Origin of the sequence: Segatella copri, assembly GCF_003465495.1 — a bacterium.
Taxonomy (GTDB): Bacteria; Bacteroidota; Bacteroidia; order Bacteroidales; family Bacteroidaceae; genus Prevotella; species Prevotella copri_G.
Genome location: NZ_QSAV01000013.1, coordinates 59,599 through 78,200, shown reverse-complemented (window position 1 = coordinate 78,200; position 18,602 = coordinate 59,599). Strand labels below are relative to the sequence as shown.

Below are 18,602 nucleotides of genomic sequence, written 5' to 3'. Positions count from 1 at the left end.
TTACGATAAAGGGCAAGGTATAAACGCGGAGCCGCTTACATCTGAAACCCAATCTTTGGCAGTATTTCCAACTAAACTTGCAACACCTTTGACCACTCCATTCAATGGATTAGATGTCGTAGTAGATATAACAGTACCCTTTGTCTTAGAATTAAGATTGCCATCAAGTTTTATTGATGAAGTTGTCATCGACATCGGTATAATTTGCAAGCTACCCTCTGTAAAATCTGGATCATAAGCCAATTCTACCTGAAAACAATTCCACCCAACATTAAAGCCTCTAGAATCGTCACTCGTAATATTACTTAAATAAATATCTCGCACAGATTTATCTGTAGACAATCGAGCATATTCACCAGTAAAGGCCAAAAAGGATTGTGGATTTTCAAAATGAAGCTTCCATATTGCTGTATTTTGTAAATTTGAGCTATTTGGCTCTAAATAATAAAATATCTTTAGTATTCCTGTATAATGATTATGAAAAATCAAATAATTCATACCATTTTCTCCATATCCATTCACCGTATGAGCTATTAAATCCCATCCATCACTCGGAAGAATATCGGTACGGATTTCATAAGGTATAGTACCAGAAGTGATTTTCTTATTCCATGGAGTATGAACATAACTACCAGAAGCCAATTGCACAGTTTCCCATTTTTCCCAGCTTGACGTGACAACAGAACTTCTTGTTAAATTATTCCATCTATTGGGATATGCAACTTTGCCATTTGTTGAGTCACACTTTTCAAATGACAAAGTCTGATGATCAACAATATTGTCAACACTACAAGAAGAAAGGAAAATCAAAAACAACAGATAATATTTAAACGTTCTCATTTATTCTCTTTTTTAAAGGGCATGCCCGTTTCAAAAAACAAGCATGCCATGTTATTTATTCAGAAACGAAATACAATCCCCAAACATTTGGATATTCTTTCAATATATCTAAGAATGCCAAAGTTTGTTTTTTAAGTAATTCATCTTTTACATCTGCGAACTTTCCTCGAACATACAAATCCATCGCATTTGCATTATATGGACTATTCAACATAATAGCCAACTTACCATCTACATCGTAAGCAGCTCTCAATATATACTTATCTTCTGATTTATATTTAGTGAACAGCCTTTCAACATCTGGAGTACCCACATTCAAGAACTTAGCAGTAAAAGACTCTGCCTGCGCTTTCGTAAATTCCAGAATCATGTCATGACTTTGATTCGTAAGCCAATACTTTATCGTCATTAGATTAGAAGACACAGTTTCACCTTTATTATTGCTCAACATATCTATTGTCAACTTGCCATCATTAGAGAAAGTCAACTTTGCTACAGAATCTGTCTTTGCATAAAGATTTGACATACCAGACAATGTACTTTCTGCAAGTTGTGAATAAGCATATTCCACGCCGTCAATTGTCATAAATCTTGCATCGCCACTCTTTACAGCAGTACAAACTTTTTTGAAATTAAAAGTAAAGGGTTGTTTTAGCAAAGCTTCTTTAACAACATTATATACCACCTTCAGTTTGAAGTAATGACCTACACTAGATCTCGATGGGAAATAGACACCACTCACGGTCATGTCGTAATCGGAATTCTCGACCTTTCCCTGATACTGGATTTCATCAGCCTGTGGAAGAACATCCACAACCAACTGAATGTCATCATCAGATGAAGGAACGATACCAGAGATGGTCATCTTCATCTTGGTAGAATCTCCTTCTACCGCCTCAAACTTAGCCTTGACGTCATCCTTGCGAGGAGAGGTAACACCATTCCAAATAAAACTATAATTGGAAGCAACCAACTCTTGGTTCAGCATCACCTTGCTGCTCATCACGCCAGCATTATCATCGTCAGAGCAAGAGGCGAAAACAAGGATGCCCAAAAGGACTAATACATATTTTTCAAAAAAACTATATACTTTCATAATCGTTACTGTTTAAGTTATCGGCTAAGGTTTTTACGCCTTAGCCAATAGTATATTATAATTGTTTTTGTTACCAGCCAGGATTCTGCTCCCACTTCTGACCATATTTCTCGTGCTTCAGCATCACGTCGTTAGGAATAGGGAAGAGATACATCTTGTCATCCCACTGGCGCTGTACGGTTTCACGGGTATAGGTGAAGGAACCATCATCGTTCCTGGTAATTTTCATCTCCTGAATGTTCTTGAAGAACTTGTCTGCCTCCTTCCATCGGCGTACATCCCAGAAGCGATGACCCTCGAAAGCCAACTCTACCATACGCTCGTTCTGATACTTGCTCCACCACTCATCATTGCTCAACGAAGTAGGGAAATCAGGCATACCGGCACGCTTGCGAATCTTATCTACAGCCTCGTCTGCCGACATAGGGAGATCGGCACTTGTAGCAGTGGCACTGCCCAGATACTTGAATGCTGCCTCAGCATAGTTGAGATAGAACTCACCCAGACGATAGGTAACCCAAGTATGATAGTCGCCCTGCTTCTTGGTCTTTGAAGTAAGGTCGATATCACCATGCAGCAACTTCTTCAGATAGTAACCCGTAGGAGTAGCACCCACCAATGGCTCGGCATTCACACCGCCATAATAGGTCTGGAGAGCAGCCTTCTTATAGTTGGCTGCAGTAGGCCATACATCACCATTCTTGGCAATGGTCAGCTCGAAGCGAGGGTCACGGCCAGCGTAAGGATTCTGCTCATCATAACCACTGCCAGCCTCATTGATACCCTTACCCGTAGCCTTCATCTCGTAGGCATCCACCAGGTTCTGGGATGGGCAGTTTCTACCGGAAGCTGAATAACTAGCCTTTGCCATATCGATACCGAACGGATAGTTGTAGCTCTCTACCACATTATCTGATGGATCGGTAGATGAAATCTTGGTACCATAGATACGGCGACCGAAGATGATCTCACACTTCTTGTCGGCATCCTTGTAATTATTGGTTGACCAGAGATCAGCATACTTGGCAGCGAGCTTCATGCCTCTTGCCTCACAGGCATCCAGCAATTCCTTGGTATAGAGAGCTGCCTTGTGGTAACGCTCCTTATCGCCAGAAGGATTAAAGAGCGGACTTGCCCAATAGAGTGCTGCACGAGCCTTGAGGGCAAGGACGGTCAGGTTGTTGGCACGTCCATCCTCAGCTGTACTCAGAGCCATGCTTCCCAAGTCAGAGTAATCCTTTATGATGCTGTCCTTCACGGCGTCACATTCATCAAAGATATACTGGAACACCTCGTCAGATGACTTGCGAGGCTGGTTGTTGACATCAGCTGCCGCCATCTCAGGGTCGATGACAGGCACACCACCATACTGGCGAACGAGATTGAAATAGAAGTAAGCACGCCAGAAGCGGGCCTCCCACTTGTAGTTCTCGTAACGGAACATCTGCTGCTGATAGTCGGCATTGAGTTCAAAATCCTCGAACTTCAAGTCCTGGAAATCCTTCAATACTACATTGCAGGTCTTGATGCCCTTATACATATTGCTCCAGAGCGAGCCCTGGGCGTTGGATGGGCTCCAGCTGCCGTTATAGAAGGTCTCGATGCTGGTACCGCTCACGGAGTAAACACTCTCGTCGGTGGCAGAGGCAAGCATGCCTCCACCAAAGTTCTGACCATAATCATAGTCTGCATAATTGTAGATATCGGTCATGAAACCACCCACCTTCTCAAAGGTCTGAATCACATAATCCTTATCCTTGACTACCGTCTCGCTGTAATCCATCTTATCGCTGCATGATGCCAGCGCCATGAATCCGAACAGACCATATACTAATTTATTTGTTTTCATTATTGTTCTACTTTAAGATAATTAGAATGTTACTGACAAACCAGCCACGATGCTGCGATTCAGAGGATTGGTTGCACCGAATACCTCAGGATCTGACTCATCGAGATGGTCGAAGCTAAACAAATCTACACCACGTACATACAACTTGGCTGCATTCAGGAGCTTGGTCTTGGCGAGCAACGCCTTAGGGAAGTTGTAATAAACCTCGATGTTGCGAAGCTTGAAGAATGAGCGGTCAAACATCCAGAGGGTGTTTGTATTGTAGTTGTTGGCATTGCTGGTTGAGCTCAGCGCCGGGAACTTGGCTGTGCTGGCTGTCTCAGGAGTCCAGCGGTTGTCGTAGTAGTACTGAGAGATGGTGGTGTTGCCCACCAGCGGCTTGTACATACTCTTGGTAGAAAGTACGCCGGTGTATCTGCCAGTGCCCTGGAACATCGCATCAATACCCAGTCCCTTCCACTCTACTCCCAAATGGATATTGTAGTAGATTTCAGGAGCCACGGTAGAATATCCGATGGCAGTCTTGTCGTTGGTATCAATCTGTCCGTCACCGTTCACATCCTCATACTTGATGTCGCCCGGACGAGGAGTGCTACCCAGAAGCTGTGGCTTGGAAGCATCGATGTCAGCCTGGTCCTTGAAGAAGCCGATAGCCTTGTAGCCGAAGAGCTGGCTTACGCGATGGCCGGTGCTTACCAGGTTAGGATAGAGCTTAGGAGCCTCATCCTGCTCCTTGATCTGGCTGCGATAGTAATCGATGTTGGCACCGATGTTGAACTTCACGTCGCCAATCTGCTTGTTGTAGTCGAGACTTGCCTCCCAACCCCAGCTATCCACGATACCATCGCCCTCGTATGGAGCATCCACACCCAACTCTGAAGAATACTTGCCTGCGGTAGATACCCAGATGTTGGAACGGCGCTGGTAGAAACCATCAAAGCTGAAATCGAGACCACCGAAGAGGGTGGCATCTACACCGGCATTGAACTTGGCTGCCTTCTCACGGGTCAGACCGGAAGTGGCAATGGCATCAAGATAGGTTCTGCCGAAATCGCTCTGGAAACCGCTGTTGAACGGATAGGTTTCACCAGTTGTCTGATACTGCTGCATATAGTACATCCATCCGCTCTCAGGCAGGATGTCGGTCTGGATAATGCCGTAGGAAGCACGGAGCTTGAGAAAATCCACCCAGTTGAGATTCTTCATGAAATTCTCCTTGGAGAGAACCCAGGCTGCTGATACCGTAGGCGACAATGCCCACTTGCTGCCAGGAGCCAGACGGTTGGAACCGGATTCTACTAGGGCAAGGTCGAGGAAGTAGCGATTGAGCAGACCATAGTGGGTGTACCAGCTGATGTTCTGGCGATAGAGCGTACTGTTGATGGCAAACTCATCGCTGAACTCGTAATCGTACTTCAACTGGCTGTAGATGCTGTGGACGCCGAAGGTATTCTGATAGTCGGCACTGGCATCGGCATGGAAACGGCGGGTGAAGCTGTTGGTGGAGATAGAGGCACCGAGATCGCTCTCAGAACCACCCGTGAATGCCTTGCCCAACTGAGGTTCGCCATCCAACCAGTCGACTACCGTAGGACTTCCATATACGTATGTCTTGCTATAATTCTCGTAGATGTTGGAGAAATGGTCGTAAGCGATGCGGCCCTGAACAGCCAGACCCTTCAATACAGCAGGGAGTTCCTGGCGGATAGTGAGGTCGGTATAGATACCACGGTTGTGATTTCTGGAGTAACCGGCATCCTGCGACTGCGCCACAGGGTTAACGGTACCCGCCCAGGTAGAGTTACCACCCCACTTGCCATCCTCGCCCTTCACGGCGAAGGCAGCAGAAGGCAGGCCATAGACCATATCCCACAACTTGGCAGAATTGCCTGGAGCATTCGACTCGGCGAGCACACCCAGGAGGTTCACCTTCATGGTAGTATTCTTCGAGAGAATCATATCCATATTCATGCGCAGGTTGCCCTTCACATATTTATTATTGGTAGAATATCCCTCGTGGGTATCCGGATTCTTCACGAAACCATTGTCATACTGCAGGTCGAGCAAGGCATAGTACTTGAACTTCTCGCCACCGCCCGTAAACGAAGCGTTGAGCATATTGGTAACGCTGTGGTTGCGGAAGGTTTCATCCACCCAGTTAACGTTAGGATAGAGATAAGGATATTTGCCTGATCCGAAGGCATCCACCTCTTCCTGGGTATATCTAGGGTTCTCGAAGCCGTCGTTGGCATAAGCCTCGTTCATCGCCTTGGCATAGGTCTGCGCATCCACGAACTTAGGCTTGTGAGCCATGAAATTGATGGCATGGTCCAGATTCACCTTGATTTCCTTGGAATTGAACTTACCGCGTTTGGTAGTGATGAGCACCACGCCGTTGGCACCCTTGTAGCCATAGAGTGCAGTGGCAGCAGCATCCTTCAATACGGATACGCTCTCTACTTCCTCGGCAGAGATATACTGGATATCACGCTCGATACCATCTACCACGAAAAGTGGGGTATTGCCATCCAGGCTCTGCATGCCGCGGATGTAGAAGGTAGGATTGATTCCGGCATAGTTACCGGAATTCTGCAGTGAAATCAGGCCGGAACCCTGTCCCAGGATAGAGTTGCCGATATTCTTGGCGCTGCGCTTGTTGGTACTCTCGCTGGTGATGACAGACACTGCTGAAGTTGACTGCTCGCGGGAGAAGTTCACATTGGCACCCACATCGATGCTCTGAGCCGCATAGCGATGAGGAGCAATGGTATCTATTTTGACTTGTGCTGAAGCTGGCAGGCTCAGGAGAGCCATCGCCATCAGTACAGCATTCTTATTATTTTTCATCGAATTTACTTTTTTAATCTGTAACTTTAATCAAGTAACCTTTACTCAAGAGATAACCTCCGGCGGGATTACCAGCCTGGGTTCTGAACGAGATAACCCTTCAATACCTCGGTCTGTGGGAATGGGAACAGGTACCACTTAACATCGAATCCATTCCACCATGCACGAGCTCCCGTGGTGATAGGCAGGCGCTTATACTCAAAATGAGATGGCTCATACCAGGCATCATTGTTCTTATTCAGCTTCTTGTTGGTTCTGTCGCCATTATACCATTTGTTGGTAGTGGTCTCCCACTTGCCCGTAGCATCATCCTTCACCTGGCGATAGATGACCAGACGATGGAGCGTGCGGCTGAAGAGGTCGGCTCTCTTATAGCGCTTCATATCGAAGAAACGGGTGTTCTCGAATCCCAGCTCGCAGGCACGCTCGCGCAGCAACTCTTCCAGGAGATTATCCTTGTTGGTGGTAAGATTCTCTGATGGGTTACATTCCGCAAGTCCCTTCAAACCTACACGGGCACGGATTTTGTCGATATATTCCAAAGCCTTGACATTGTTGCCGTCAGCCTGAAGCAGAGCCTCGGCATAGATGAGATAGAGGTCGGAAAGACGCATCTCTACCCAGTGTGGCTTCTCGCGCTCGTAGGCAGAACCGGTGATTCCGTCGGCAATGTACTTGTTGTGGAAATAGCCTGTAGCAAAAGCACCCACACAATTGTCTGGATCTGTACCGGCATTGGTACCGCCCACGTACAACTCTACATTCTGACCGGTTGACTTGCCGTCGCCTACATTCACCTTGTCGCGCTGTCCGTTCACACTTACAGTTTCATAAAGACGAGGGTCGCGGGTATATTTCACATTCTGCAGTTCCTGCTTGCCTACCTTTCTATCACCCTTGATGAACATGTGGTCCAATTCGCCAGCCTGCTCGGTCTCCTCCCAGTTGAATGGCTTGCCATCAGCCCAAGGGAACATCTCTACGAACTCCTGGGTAGGGCAATAAGCCTGGCGGTCGAGGGTACGCATATACTGACGTGCCGCCCAGCAATACTTGGAGTTGTGGTTGTTGTCGGTAACGCGGGTCTCAAAGATGACCTCCGGACTAGCCTGGCTGATATACGCAAAGCGATAGGCAAAGCGATAAGCCTCGGTAGTCTGGGCTGTAGGTTCTACGAGATGGTAAGGATTGCCGTTGTTGGCATTCTCATTGAAGAAGTCTTCACATGCCTTCTTGCACTGCTGCCACAACTCAGGCTTCTTGCCACCCATCCAAGCCAGACTGTCCTGACTCGCATTCTCCATGGAATACTTGCCGCTGTAATATGGCTGGTCGTCGTTGAACAATGGAGAAGCAGCAAACTGCAGTACACGGCACTTCATCGCCATGGCAGCTGCCTTGGTCCAGTGTGCCTTCATGGTAGTGACATCATCATCAGAATAAGCAAAAGGAAGGGCTCCTGAATTGATAGCCTCATCATAAAGCTTGAGAATGAAATTGAGTGTCTTCTCTACCGAAGCACGTGGCGCATCCAACTTGTCTCCGTTTACATCGTATGAGTGAGTAACCAGAGGCAGACCGCCGTACATGCGGAAGAGGTTGAAGTAGGAAGATGCTATCAGGCACTTCGCCTCAGCCACATACTGATTTTTGGTATCCTCATCCATATCAGGCACACGGCTGATATTCTCCATCAGGAGGTAGCAGGCATGCACCATCTCCCAGATATTCTCCTTGTCAAAACCATAGATGGAATTACTGCTGGCTGCTGTCATGTAATCTTCATACACCAGATTATACATAGCAACTGACGCTGTAGGATTGTGCCAGCAGTCTGACATCGCCTCAATCTGACCACTGAAGTAACTGTGGGAGTTACCGTCACCCGCCTTGAAAGGCAGACCGTAGTACTGGTTCTTATAAATACCGGTCAAGAACTGCTGGGTATATTCTGCACTATTGAAGATGGTATCAATGGTAACATCGCCACCCGGAGTCTTTTCTATGAAGGAATCTCCAAACTTGATCTGCTCAGTACACCCCGTCACCGCAGAACCGATAACGGCTGTAAGAACGATTCCTCTGAATATATTGTTAAGTTTCATTGTATTTACCTTATTTATATATAATGTGTAATATATTAGAAGCCCACCTTCAAAGACAACATATAAGTACGCTGCAATGGATAGGATGGTGCCGTGGTAGCACGTGCCTCAGGATCACCCCAGATATAAGGAGTGAAGGTAAGGAGGTTGTAACCGCTGAATGCCAGCTGCAGCTGATTCATACCCATGCGCTTCATGAACGGAGCGTTGAAATCGTAGGAAATCTGCAAGGTCTTCAGACGCAGATACTTCGCATCCTTCTCATAGAGGGTAGAAGTGGCGTAGTTGTTGTCCCAGGCATCCCATGATGCACGTGGATACTTCGCACTCTGGGATGGATTATCGGCTGTCCAGCTGTTCTCTACCACATACTTCAGGAGTCCACCCATCTCGTGAGAGGTCTTGTTGTAGAATGGCATGCGGAACACACCATCCAGCATACGGCTTACGTTCCAGGCACCCGTCCACTGGGTATTGACAGACCAACCCTTGTAGCTGAATCCTAGATTCAGACCAACCATATACTCTGGATCATCGGTATAGCCCAGGTCGCGGGTCTTATCGTTGTGGTCTATCTTTCCATCGTGGTTCAAATCCACATACACAGCATCACCAGGCTGGATGTTCTCTACCAGCTGGGTAGGGAATTTCTCGCCGAAAGTCTTCTCATAGAGTGCCGGTGTCTGCTCGTCGTAATAACGCCAGAACTGATACATGCTGCGGGCACCCAGACGATGGTTCTTTGCCATCTGATAAGCCTCTGGCTGCAGAGCCTCACCATTGTTGATCAGCTCATTCTGGTTGTAAGAGAGGTTGACACCTGCCCAATATCTGAAGTTCTTGCCTATCTTGTCCTGCCACTTCAGGGATGCTTCCCATCCCCAGCTGTTCACCTCACCATCGTTGGTGTAAGGCATCTTGAAACCGATGATGGTAGGTACATTGTTGTCAATCATCATGATGTCGGTACGGTGCTCGTAGTAGTAATCGAAGTTACCACGGAGCTTATCCTTCAGGAAGTTGATGTCGATACCATAGTCCTGCTTATAGGCGTGCTCCCAGGTGATGTCGGCATTGTGGCGCGCCATCTCGTAGGCTCCCTTCCATACGGTAGTGTTGTTAACACCGAAGATGTATCCATATCCATCACGGGTAGAAACATTGCCATTATTGATGGCGAAAGGATCGGCGGTGTACATAAAGCGATTACCGTTCAGATTAGCATTACCTACCAGACCGTAGCTGGCACGAAGCTTCAGGAAGCTTACTGCCTTGGTGAGCGGCTTGAAGAATGGCTCATCGCTGACTACCCAACCCACAGACATTGCTGGGAAGGTTCCGTAACGCTTGCCCGGAGCAAAGTTCTCGGAACCATTGTAACCCACGTTGAACTCTGCCATATAGCGGTTGTTCCAGTCGTAGGTAACACGACCTACCAGACCTACCTGGCGGTGAGGCACATTGGTATAGGTGCTCGGATAATAGCTGCTGTCCTGATTGTAGAGCAGGATGGCACCCACATTGTTCAAACCGAAGGAACGGTTGTAGTTGAGACCTGCCTCAAAATACCAGTAACGGCTACGACCGGTCTTCTCTTCATACTTCAACTGCTCTTCGTTACCATATTTCTTATATTTATAGGTACCGTCGTCCTGGAGTACAGGGGTATAGGTAGCCTTTTTAGCGTAAGCATTCTTATTGATGGCGTAGGCTCCGTTATAGGAAGCCTTCATCTTGAAAGAAAGACCCTTGGTAATCATATCGAGCTTCTGCTTCAACTGGAGGTCGAACTGAAGCTTGTTGTTGGTAGTCTTCATGAAACCGCCATTCACATCATTATTGCCGAAATAGGTAATACCGCTACCCCCCACGAAAGGAAGCTGGTCGGTACCGCAATCCTCATACTGGGTCTCGGTAGAGATGTATCTTCCATTGATGATACCAGGACTCGAGAATGGAGTAGCCTGATAAGCCTCGTTGATCAGACCAGATGATCCCTGACCAGAATATGGCTTGTTGGCATTATCTACCTTACCTGCCAGATTGAAGGAGATGGTGGTTGTCTTGGTAACATCCAGGTCGAGGTTGGCACGGTAGTTGAAACTGTTATACTGATAACCGAAATCGTAATCCTGACCAAACTCCTTGAACAGACCACCCTGAGTATAGTAACCAACATTGATGAAGTAGCGTGCCGTTTTGGTACCACCGCTGATATTCAGATTGTGTTTACTCTGCATGGTAGCATCCTTCATAATGTATTCAGCCCACAAGGTGCTAGGGAAACGGACAGGATCACTTCCATCCTTGAACTTCTGGATAACGACATCAGAGAACTGAGGACTCAACGGATCACCATTCTTGCCATGCGAATTCTGGCGCATCATATTATGGAAGGTAGCATACTCGTAGCTGTTTGCCTGCTCTACCATCTTGGTAGGAGTCAGGATTCCCCATGAAGTAGAACCGCTGATCTTGGTCTTACCCTCCTGACCACGCTTGGTGGTAATCAGGATCACACCGTTGGCACCACGCACACCGAATACGGCTGTGGCAGAAGCATCCTTCAAAACGGTGATGCTCTCGATTTCCTCAGGATCCACATCGCTCATGCTTCGCTCTACACCATCCACCTGAACCAAAGGGTCGGCACCATTGAAAGATGCCTTACCACGAACAAATACGCTCGCAGCATCTGAACCCGGCTCACCGGAATACTGTACGGTGGTAACACCCGAAAGCTGACCACCGAGCACATTGTTGACATTACCAACAGGGGTGCGGACCAGATCTTCGCTCTTCACGCTGGAGAGGGCACCGGTAACAGTAACCTTCTTCTGTACACCATAGGCAACCACTTCTACAGCCTTGAGGGAAGTAGCCTCTTCTTTCAAGACCACCTGCATGCCGTTTTTGGCAACCACAGTCTGGGATACGAATCCAATGTAACTGATCTTTAACTTGGCACCTGGCTTCACGTTGAGAGAGAAGTTACCATCAAAGTCTGTTACTGTACCCTGGGTAACTTTCTGTCCCTCGATGATAACACTAGCTCCAATAACGGCTTCACCATTGGCATCAACCACTGTACCTTTTACGATACCTGTTTGCTGAGCTATAGCCGTAGTCGCTTTAGCAGAACCTGCGCCTCCGCAAAGAGGGGCAAGCATCAATGCCGTGCAAAACAAAGTTGCAGGCACTGCCGAACTTTTCATAAATAGCTTGTTATTCATTTTGTTTATTATGACGTTAAGATTTTATTTTTTTCGGTTCGACCATCTTGCTCCAGCTTTAGAATAATGTTGTTTTTTAGGATTTCAATTATCTTGCTTTGCGACTGATGATCTCGCTTTGTTAGTTGCAAATCCTATTCTAAAAGGATTTCTGCTGCAAAACTATCAAATAACCTTGTTTTTCATATAATAAAATCGTTCAAGTATCATTATTATTATCCGAATATTTGTTTTTTTATACATTTCAGCACAAAGTACATACTTTTTTGCATATATAATAAGGTATAGTGGATTTTTTTGCGTAATTTTGCCGATGAATAAGCTAAATGGCTCTGGAAGCAATAGCACCAGAAGATGAGCCAGGAGGCAAAATCCAGAAACAAAACAAAGCATTATGCAAACCAGTAAATACCTTTTAGCAACAGAAAGAGACGCCGAATGGGGACTCACCATCAGCACCGTGGGACGAGAAGAAATCGCCCCAGGAGAAGCCTATCCAACAAAAGGACATGCTGACGGATATTACTTCGATCTTCAAAAGGGAAGAATACTCGACGAATACCAACTGCTTTACCAGCCAGAAGGTGAAGGAGTGTTCTGTTCTGCCCATCTCCCGGAAACAAAGATCAAGGCTGGAGACATCTTCCTGCTCTTTCCCGGTGAATGGCATAGCTATCATCCATCAGGCACCAAGGGTTGGAAAAGCTATTGGATCGGCTTCAAGGGCAAGAACATCGACGACCGCGTGAAAGCAGGGTTTCTTTCTCCTGAAAAGCCAATCTACCATGTAGGTTACAGTAACGAGATTATCGCTCTCTACGAAGAGGCTTACAAAACCGCACAGGAAGAGGTTGCTTTTGCACAACAGACTATGGCGGGTATCGTAAACCATCTGATAGGCAAAATGTATTCTCTGGAGAGAAATATCGTGTTGAGCAAGGATACCAAGCATGTTGACATGATCAATAAAGCCCGTTTGCGTATCCGAGAATCGCTTGAAGATACGCTCACCATCCAGGAGATTGCGCAGGAACTGGGCATCAGCTACTCTTCTTTCCGCAAGCTCTTCAAGGAGCATACCGGATTCGCTCCCGCCCTCTATCAGCAGAATCTGAAACTGCAGAGAGCCAAAGAACTGCTGTCTACCACCGACGAGAGCATCAAGGAGATTGCATACCGGCTCAATTTCGAATCGCCTGACTATTTCTCTGCCAAATTCAAAATTCAGACGGGCATGAAGCCATCAGATTTCAGAAATATGACGAGATAGTCAAAAAATAAGGCTCTAAAATCAATTTCTCTTGTTCCATATCCCTTTTTTGGTCTACCTTTGCAAACGTGAACAAATAACAGCAACTTAAAGACAAAATTCATAATGGAACAAAAGAAATACTTCTTCGCGGTAGACTTAGGTGCTACCAGCGGAAGAACCATAGTAGGAAGCTTGTCAGACGGCAAGTTTGACTTAGAGGAGCTGACCCGTTTCGACAACAACCTGATCGAAACAGGCGGTCACTTCTATTGGGATATCTACGCCCTCTACTTTGAGATTATCAAAGGATTGAAACTCGTAGCACAGCGTGGCATCCACATCCAGAGCATCGGTATTGATACCTGGGGATGCGACTTTGTATATGTAGACAAGAACGGAGATATCCTACGCAACCCGATGGCGTATCGCGACCCTCATACCATGGGCATCATGGAGAAATACTTTGATGAGAAAATCAGCAAGGAGAAGGTTTACGAAAAGACCGGCATCCAGTTTATGAATTTCAACTCATTGTTCCAGATGTATGCCATGCGCAAGGCAGGAAACGTGGCTCTGGAGAATGCCGACAAGATTCTCTTCATCCCTGATGCACTGAGCTATATGCTCACCGGCAACGCCATCTGCGAATATACCGTAGCATCTACTTCTCAGATTCTGAATCCGATGACCGGCGATTTCGACATCGACCTCGTGGAAAGTATCGGATTGAAGAGAGAACAGTTTGGCAAGATGACCCATCCTGCTACCATCATCGGCACACTGACCGAAGAGGTACAGAAGATAACAGGACTGAATGCCGTTCCCGTCATCGCAGTAGCAGGTCATGATACAGCCAGTGCCGTAGCAGCCGTTCCTGCCAAGAACGAGGAGTTTGCCTATTTGAGTTCAGGAACCTGGAGCCTGATGGGCATCGAGACCAAGAACGCCATCATCAACGAGAAGAGCTATGAGCTCAACTTCACCAACGAGGGCGGCATTGAGGGCACTACCCGATTCCTGAAGAACATCTGCGGCATGTGGATTTACGAGCGTTGCCGCAAGGAATGGAAAGACGAGGCTGCTGCCAACCAGAAAGATATGACTTGCCTGGGTCATGCAGAACTTATAGCTGAAGCCATGAAGCAGCCAGCCTTCCAAAGCATCATCAACCCGGATGATACCTGTTTTGCCAACCCATCGAGCATGGTAGAAGCCATCAAGCAGTATTGCGAAAAGACCGGTCAGCACGTTCCTCAGAGCTATGGCGAATTCTGCCGCTGCATCTTCGAGAGTCTTGCCCTCCGCTATCGCCAGGTATTCACATGGCTCAAGGATTTCGCCGACATCGACCTCAATGTGCTCCACATCATCGGTGGAGGTTCGCTCAACCAATATCTCAACCAGTTTACTGCCAACAGTTGTGGTGTAACCGTATTGGCAGGTCCTCAGGAAGGCACCGCCATCGGCAACATCATGCTCCAGGCAAAGGCATCGGGCTTAGTAAAGGATATTTGGGAAATGCGCCAGATTATCGCCAACTCGCTGGAGCTTAAGACATTCGAGCCACAGAACAAGGAAGCATGGGATGCGGCTTACGAGAAGTTTTTAAAGGTAAAAAAGTAAAAGGGTAAAAATAAACAATAATAACAAAATACATAAAAACAATGAAAGCAGATTTGATTTTAAAGAATTACGAGATTGCAAAGGAGCGCTATGCAGCTCTGGGTGTAGATACAGACAAGGCTATTGAGACTTTGGAGAAAACTCCTATCTCTCTGCACTGCTGGCAGGCTGACGATGTAGTTGGCTTCGAGCGCGGTGAGGCTGCTTCTGGTGGTATCCAGAGCACTGGTAACTATCCTGGCAAGGCTCGCAACATCGACGAACTCCGTCAGGACATCGAGAAGGTGAACTCTCTCCTGGCTGGTACTTTCCGTCTCAACCTTCATGAGATTTACGGTGAGTTCGGTGGCAAGCAGATTGACCGTAACGAGGTAACCGTAGATCAGTTTACAGGCTGGATGCAGTGGGCTAAGGACCAGAACATGAAGCTCGACTTCAACTCTACTTCTTTCTCTCACCCTAAGAGTGGCAGCCTCTCATTGTCAAATCCTGACCCAGCTATCCGCGAGTTCTGGATTGAGCACACCAAGCGTTGCCGCCGCATTGCAGACGCTATGGGTAAGTTCCAGAACGACCCATGTATCATGAACATCTGGGTACATGATGGTTCCAAGGACATCACCGTAGAGAAGGGTCGCTATCGCGAGATCTTGAAAAACTCTCTTGATGAGATTCTGGCAGAGGAGTTGCCTAACATGAAGTCTTGCCTGGAGGCTAAGCTCTTCGGTATCGGCTTGGAGGCATATACCGTAGGTTCTCACGACTTCTACGCTGGCTACTGCGCTAAGAACAACGTGATGTACACTCTCGATACAGGTCACTATGAGCCAACAGAGAACGTATCTGATGCAGTTTCTGCACTCCTGCTCTTCGTTCCTGAGCTGATGCTCCACGTATCTCGCCCAATGCACTGGGATTCAGACCACGTAACCCTCTTCGATGACAACACACGCAACCTCTTCTCAGAGTTGGTTCGTGCCAACGCACTCGACCGTGCTCACATCGGTCTCGACTACTTCGACGGTTCTATCAACCGCATCGGTGCTTACATCATCGGTGTTCGTGCTGCCCAGAAGTCATTGTTGCAGGCATTCCTTGAGCCACTGGATACCCTCCGCAAGTACGAGGACGAGGGCAAGCTCTTCCAGCGCCTGGCTCTCCTCGAAGAAGAGAAGACATTGCCATTCGGTGCAGTATATGATTACTTCAACTTGAAGAACAACATCCCTGTTGGCGAAGAGTACATCGCAGACATCGAGAAGTACGAGGCTGAGGTACTCGCAAAGCGAGTTTAAGAACGATTTAAGTGAAGAGTGAAGAACGAAGAATTCAATAGTCTTATGGCTAAAAAAACACATGAATTCTTCACTCTTCGTTCTTCACTCAAAATCGCTCTTCACTTAATTACTAAACAATATGGAAATATTAATAGGACTTTTAATCATAGCCATCGGCGCATTCTGCCAGTCCAGCTGTTACGTTCCAATCAACAAGATTAAGGATTGGAGTTGGGAATCCTACTGGGTAGTTCAGGGTGTGTTCGCATGGCTTATTTTGCCTTTCTTAGGCGCAATGCTCGCTGTTCCAAGCGACCATTCCTTCTTTGAATTATTCGACGGTTATGGCTTCAACGTAGCAATGACCATGCTCTTCGGTGTACTCTGGGGCGTAGGCGGACTGACCTTCGGTCTTTCCATGCGCTATCTGGGAGTAGCATTGGGACAGAGCATCGCCTTGGGAACCTGTGCAGGTCTCGGCACCATCATGGGACCTGTATTGCTCAACATCTTCTTCCCGGAGATGGACGCCCTCTCATCGCTTACCTTCAGCGTAATTCTCGGCGTGGTAGTCACTCTTCTCGGTATCGCCATCATCGGTGTGGCAGGTAGTATGAAGGCGGCATCGCTCTCAGAAGAAGAGAAGAAGGCGGCAGTAAAGGACTTCAACTTCCCTAAGGGACTTGCCATCGCCTTGCTGGCTGGTTTCATGAGCGGCTGCTTCAATGTGGGTCTCGCCTTCGGTTCCGATATCCATTTCGGCAGTTTCACTCCTGATATGTACAAGACCTTGCCAGCCACCTTCCTGGTTACCCTAGGTGGTTTCATCACCAATGCCATCTACTGTTTCTATCAGAACACCAAGAATCATACTTGGAGCGATTACAAGAACCAGGAGGTTTGGAGCAATAACATTCTCTATTGTGCCTTGGCTGGTGCCTTGTGGTACAGCCAGTTCTTCGGACTGTCACTGGGCAAGGGGTTCCTCACCGAATCTCCTACCCTCATGACCCTAGCGTTCTGCATTCTGATGGCGCTCAACGTAGTATTCTCGAATGTATGGGGCATCATCCTAAAGGAATGGAAAGGCTGCTCAAAGAAGACCATCTCCGTATTAATTGTCGGCATCATCGTCTTGATTATCTCAAGCTTCTTGCCACAACTTATATAACAAAAAAGGAACCCCGAGTATTTCACAATGCTCGGGGTCTTTTTACTAAACTTAATTATCTAAACCAAAAATTCTTATAGAAAACAATCTTTAAAACTTATTTCTTTATCTAAAGCCTATATTATCTTGGCAAATTAAATGCCTTGGTCATCTCAGCCATTTCCTCCTGGCTCATACCATCAGGCTCGAATCCCATGCACTTGGAATCGATGTAAATCTTGGCGCTCTTAGAGAGTACGTCAATCTGGTCGAAGGCATCCATCACGTCCAAGCCCTTGGCAAAGACACCATGCTTCTCCCACATCACTACATCATAATCCTCCAACTCCTTCAAGGTCTCCTCAGCAAGTTTCAAACTGCCTGGCAACTGATAAGGAACGATACCCAAACCGAGTGGACAGAAAGCCTTGGTCTCTGGAATCATGCTCCAGAGCAGGTTGCTCAACACGTCCTTGCCCATGAATTTCTTATTGTGGCTCATGGCGATAAGCTCGATAGGGTGAGTATGAACAGTAGCCTTATAGTTAGAACCCTTCTCGATGAGACGGGCATGAACGCTCAAGTGGCTTGGCAACTCAGATGTTGGCATTACAGGATTATCTGCGATGATAACATAGCTGGCGCAATCGTCCAGGATGCGGATGATAGAACCATTCTCCATAGGCCAGCGAGCCAAGTCGCGCATGCGCTTGCCTGTTCCCTTGCAGAAGAAGTAGCAGCCCTTCAATGCAGGCAATGCTGTACCAATCTGCTTTACTTCGCTGATAGCAGGCAGAGCCTTGATTTCGTCATCTACCAAGTCGGTGATGTTCACGGTGATGTTACCACCATTACGCTCAGCCCAACCATTCTGCCAGAGATAACCGGCAACTTCAGCAATCTTCTCGACCTCCTTTTTCAAGGCAGGACGACCTTCTAAAACACTATTCATATTATTCTTGTTATTAGCTTGTTTAAAATTTCTGCTGCAAAAGTAATTATTTCCGCCCATATCCACCCTATTCTTTTGATATTTGGGCTATAGCATTTGGCATAATCCTCAAATTCCAGAAAAATGCAGAAGGCGGTTCCTTGCATCACGCAAGAAAACCGCCCTTTTTCATTCTACAGTCAATAGAGAATGCATACTCTATTGATGAGTTGAGATTTATGCTCTTTTTTATGTATCTCCTTGACTTTTTGGCAAAATACCTAGCATATTTGTACGATTTTACATTTTTAAGGACTATAACACAGATATAATTGAGTATTTTTCACTATCTTTGCAAACAAAGAATAAACAATTAAGAGCAACTTAATAAACCCAATA

General features: G+C 46.8%; 11 protein-coding genes. 4 read left to right on the top strand and 7 right to left on the bottom strand.

Going from position 1 to position 18,602, the window contains the following annotated elements; translation table 11 throughout:
• The 6 genes from DWV53_RS05605 to DWV53_RS05580 all read right to left on the bottom strand — a co-directional run bounded on the left by DWV53_RS05605 (position 1) and on the right by DWV53_RS05580 (position 11,970).
• On the bottom strand, positions 1-840 hold the full coding sequence (locus tag DWV53_RS05605; RefSeq protein WP_118152220.1) for a hypothetical protein: 840 nt from the start codon (positions 838-840) through the stop codon (positions 1-3).
• A 55-nt stretch (positions 841-895) separates the two neighbouring features.
• Positions 896-1,936 carry a hypothetical protein gene (locus DWV53_RS05600; protein WP_147468740.1) on the bottom strand — a complete coding sequence of 347 codons (1,041 nt, stop codon included), beginning with the start codon at positions 1,934-1,936 and terminating at the stop codon, positions 896-898.
• Positions 1,937-2,006: 70 nt separating this feature from the next.
• Complete coding sequence (locus DWV53_RS05595) at positions 2,007-3,785, bottom strand: RagB/SusD family nutrient uptake outer membrane protein (protein WP_118152216.1); 1,779 nt, start codon at positions 3,783-3,785, stop codon at positions 2,007-2,009.
• 21 nt (positions 3,786-3,806) lie between these two features.
• Positions 3,807-6,632 (bottom strand): SusC/RagA family TonB-linked outer membrane protein, encoded by a 2,826-nt coding sequence (locus tag DWV53_RS05590; RefSeq protein WP_118152214.1) that lies wholly within the window; start codon positions 6,630-6,632, stop codon positions 3,807-3,809.
• A 68-nt stretch (positions 6,633-6,700) separates the two neighbouring features.
• Positions 6,701-8,737 carry a RagB/SusD family nutrient uptake outer membrane protein gene (locus DWV53_RS05585; RefSeq protein ID WP_118152212.1) on the bottom strand — a complete coding sequence of 679 codons (2,037 nt, stop codon included), beginning with the start codon at positions 8,735-8,737 and terminating at the stop codon, positions 6,701-6,703.
• A gap of 35 nt (positions 8,738-8,772) precedes the next feature.
• Entirely contained in the window at positions 8,773-11,970 is a 3,198-nt protein-coding gene (locus DWV53_RS05580; protein WP_118152211.1) for a SusC/RagA family TonB-linked outer membrane protein, read from the bottom strand.
• Positions 11,971-12,364: 394 nt separating this feature from the next.
• Here DWV53_RS05580 and DWV53_RS05570 point away from each other — a divergent pair, with 394 nt between their 5' ends.
• The 4 genes from DWV53_RS05570 (at position 12,365) to DWV53_RS05555 (ending at position 17,293) form a co-directional block, all read left to right on the top strand.
• Entirely contained in the window at positions 12,365-13,240 is an 876-nt protein-coding gene (locus DWV53_RS05570) for an AraC family transcriptional regulator (protein WP_118152207.1), read from the top strand.
• A 105-nt stretch (positions 13,241-13,345) separates the two neighbouring features.
• A complete protein-coding gene (rhaB, locus tag DWV53_RS05565; RefSeq protein WP_118152205.1) occupies positions 13,346-14,845 on the top strand; it encodes a rhamnulokinase in 1,500 nt (499 codons plus the stop codon).
• Between the two features lie 41 nt (positions 14,846-14,886).
• On the top strand, positions 14,887-16,140 hold the full coding sequence (locus DWV53_RS05560; RefSeq protein WP_118152203.1) for an L-rhamnose isomerase: 1,254 nt from the start codon (positions 14,887-14,889) through the stop codon (positions 16,138-16,140).
• A 121-nt stretch (positions 16,141-16,261) separates the two neighbouring features.
• Positions 16,262-17,293: an L-rhamnose/proton symporter RhaT gene (locus DWV53_RS05555; RefSeq protein ID WP_118152201.1), complete on the top strand. Its 1,032-nt coding sequence runs from the start codon at positions 16,262-16,264 to the stop codon at positions 17,291-17,293.
• A gap of 121 nt (positions 17,294-17,414) precedes the next feature.
• Here DWV53_RS05555 and rhaD read toward each other — a convergent pair whose 3' ends face one another.
• On the bottom strand, positions 17,415-18,224 hold the full coding sequence (rhaD, locus tag DWV53_RS05550) for a rhamnulose-1-phosphate aldolase (protein ID WP_118152199.1): 810 nt from the start codon (positions 18,222-18,224) through the stop codon (positions 17,415-17,417).
• Between the last annotated feature and the right edge of the window lie 378 nt (positions 18,225-18,602).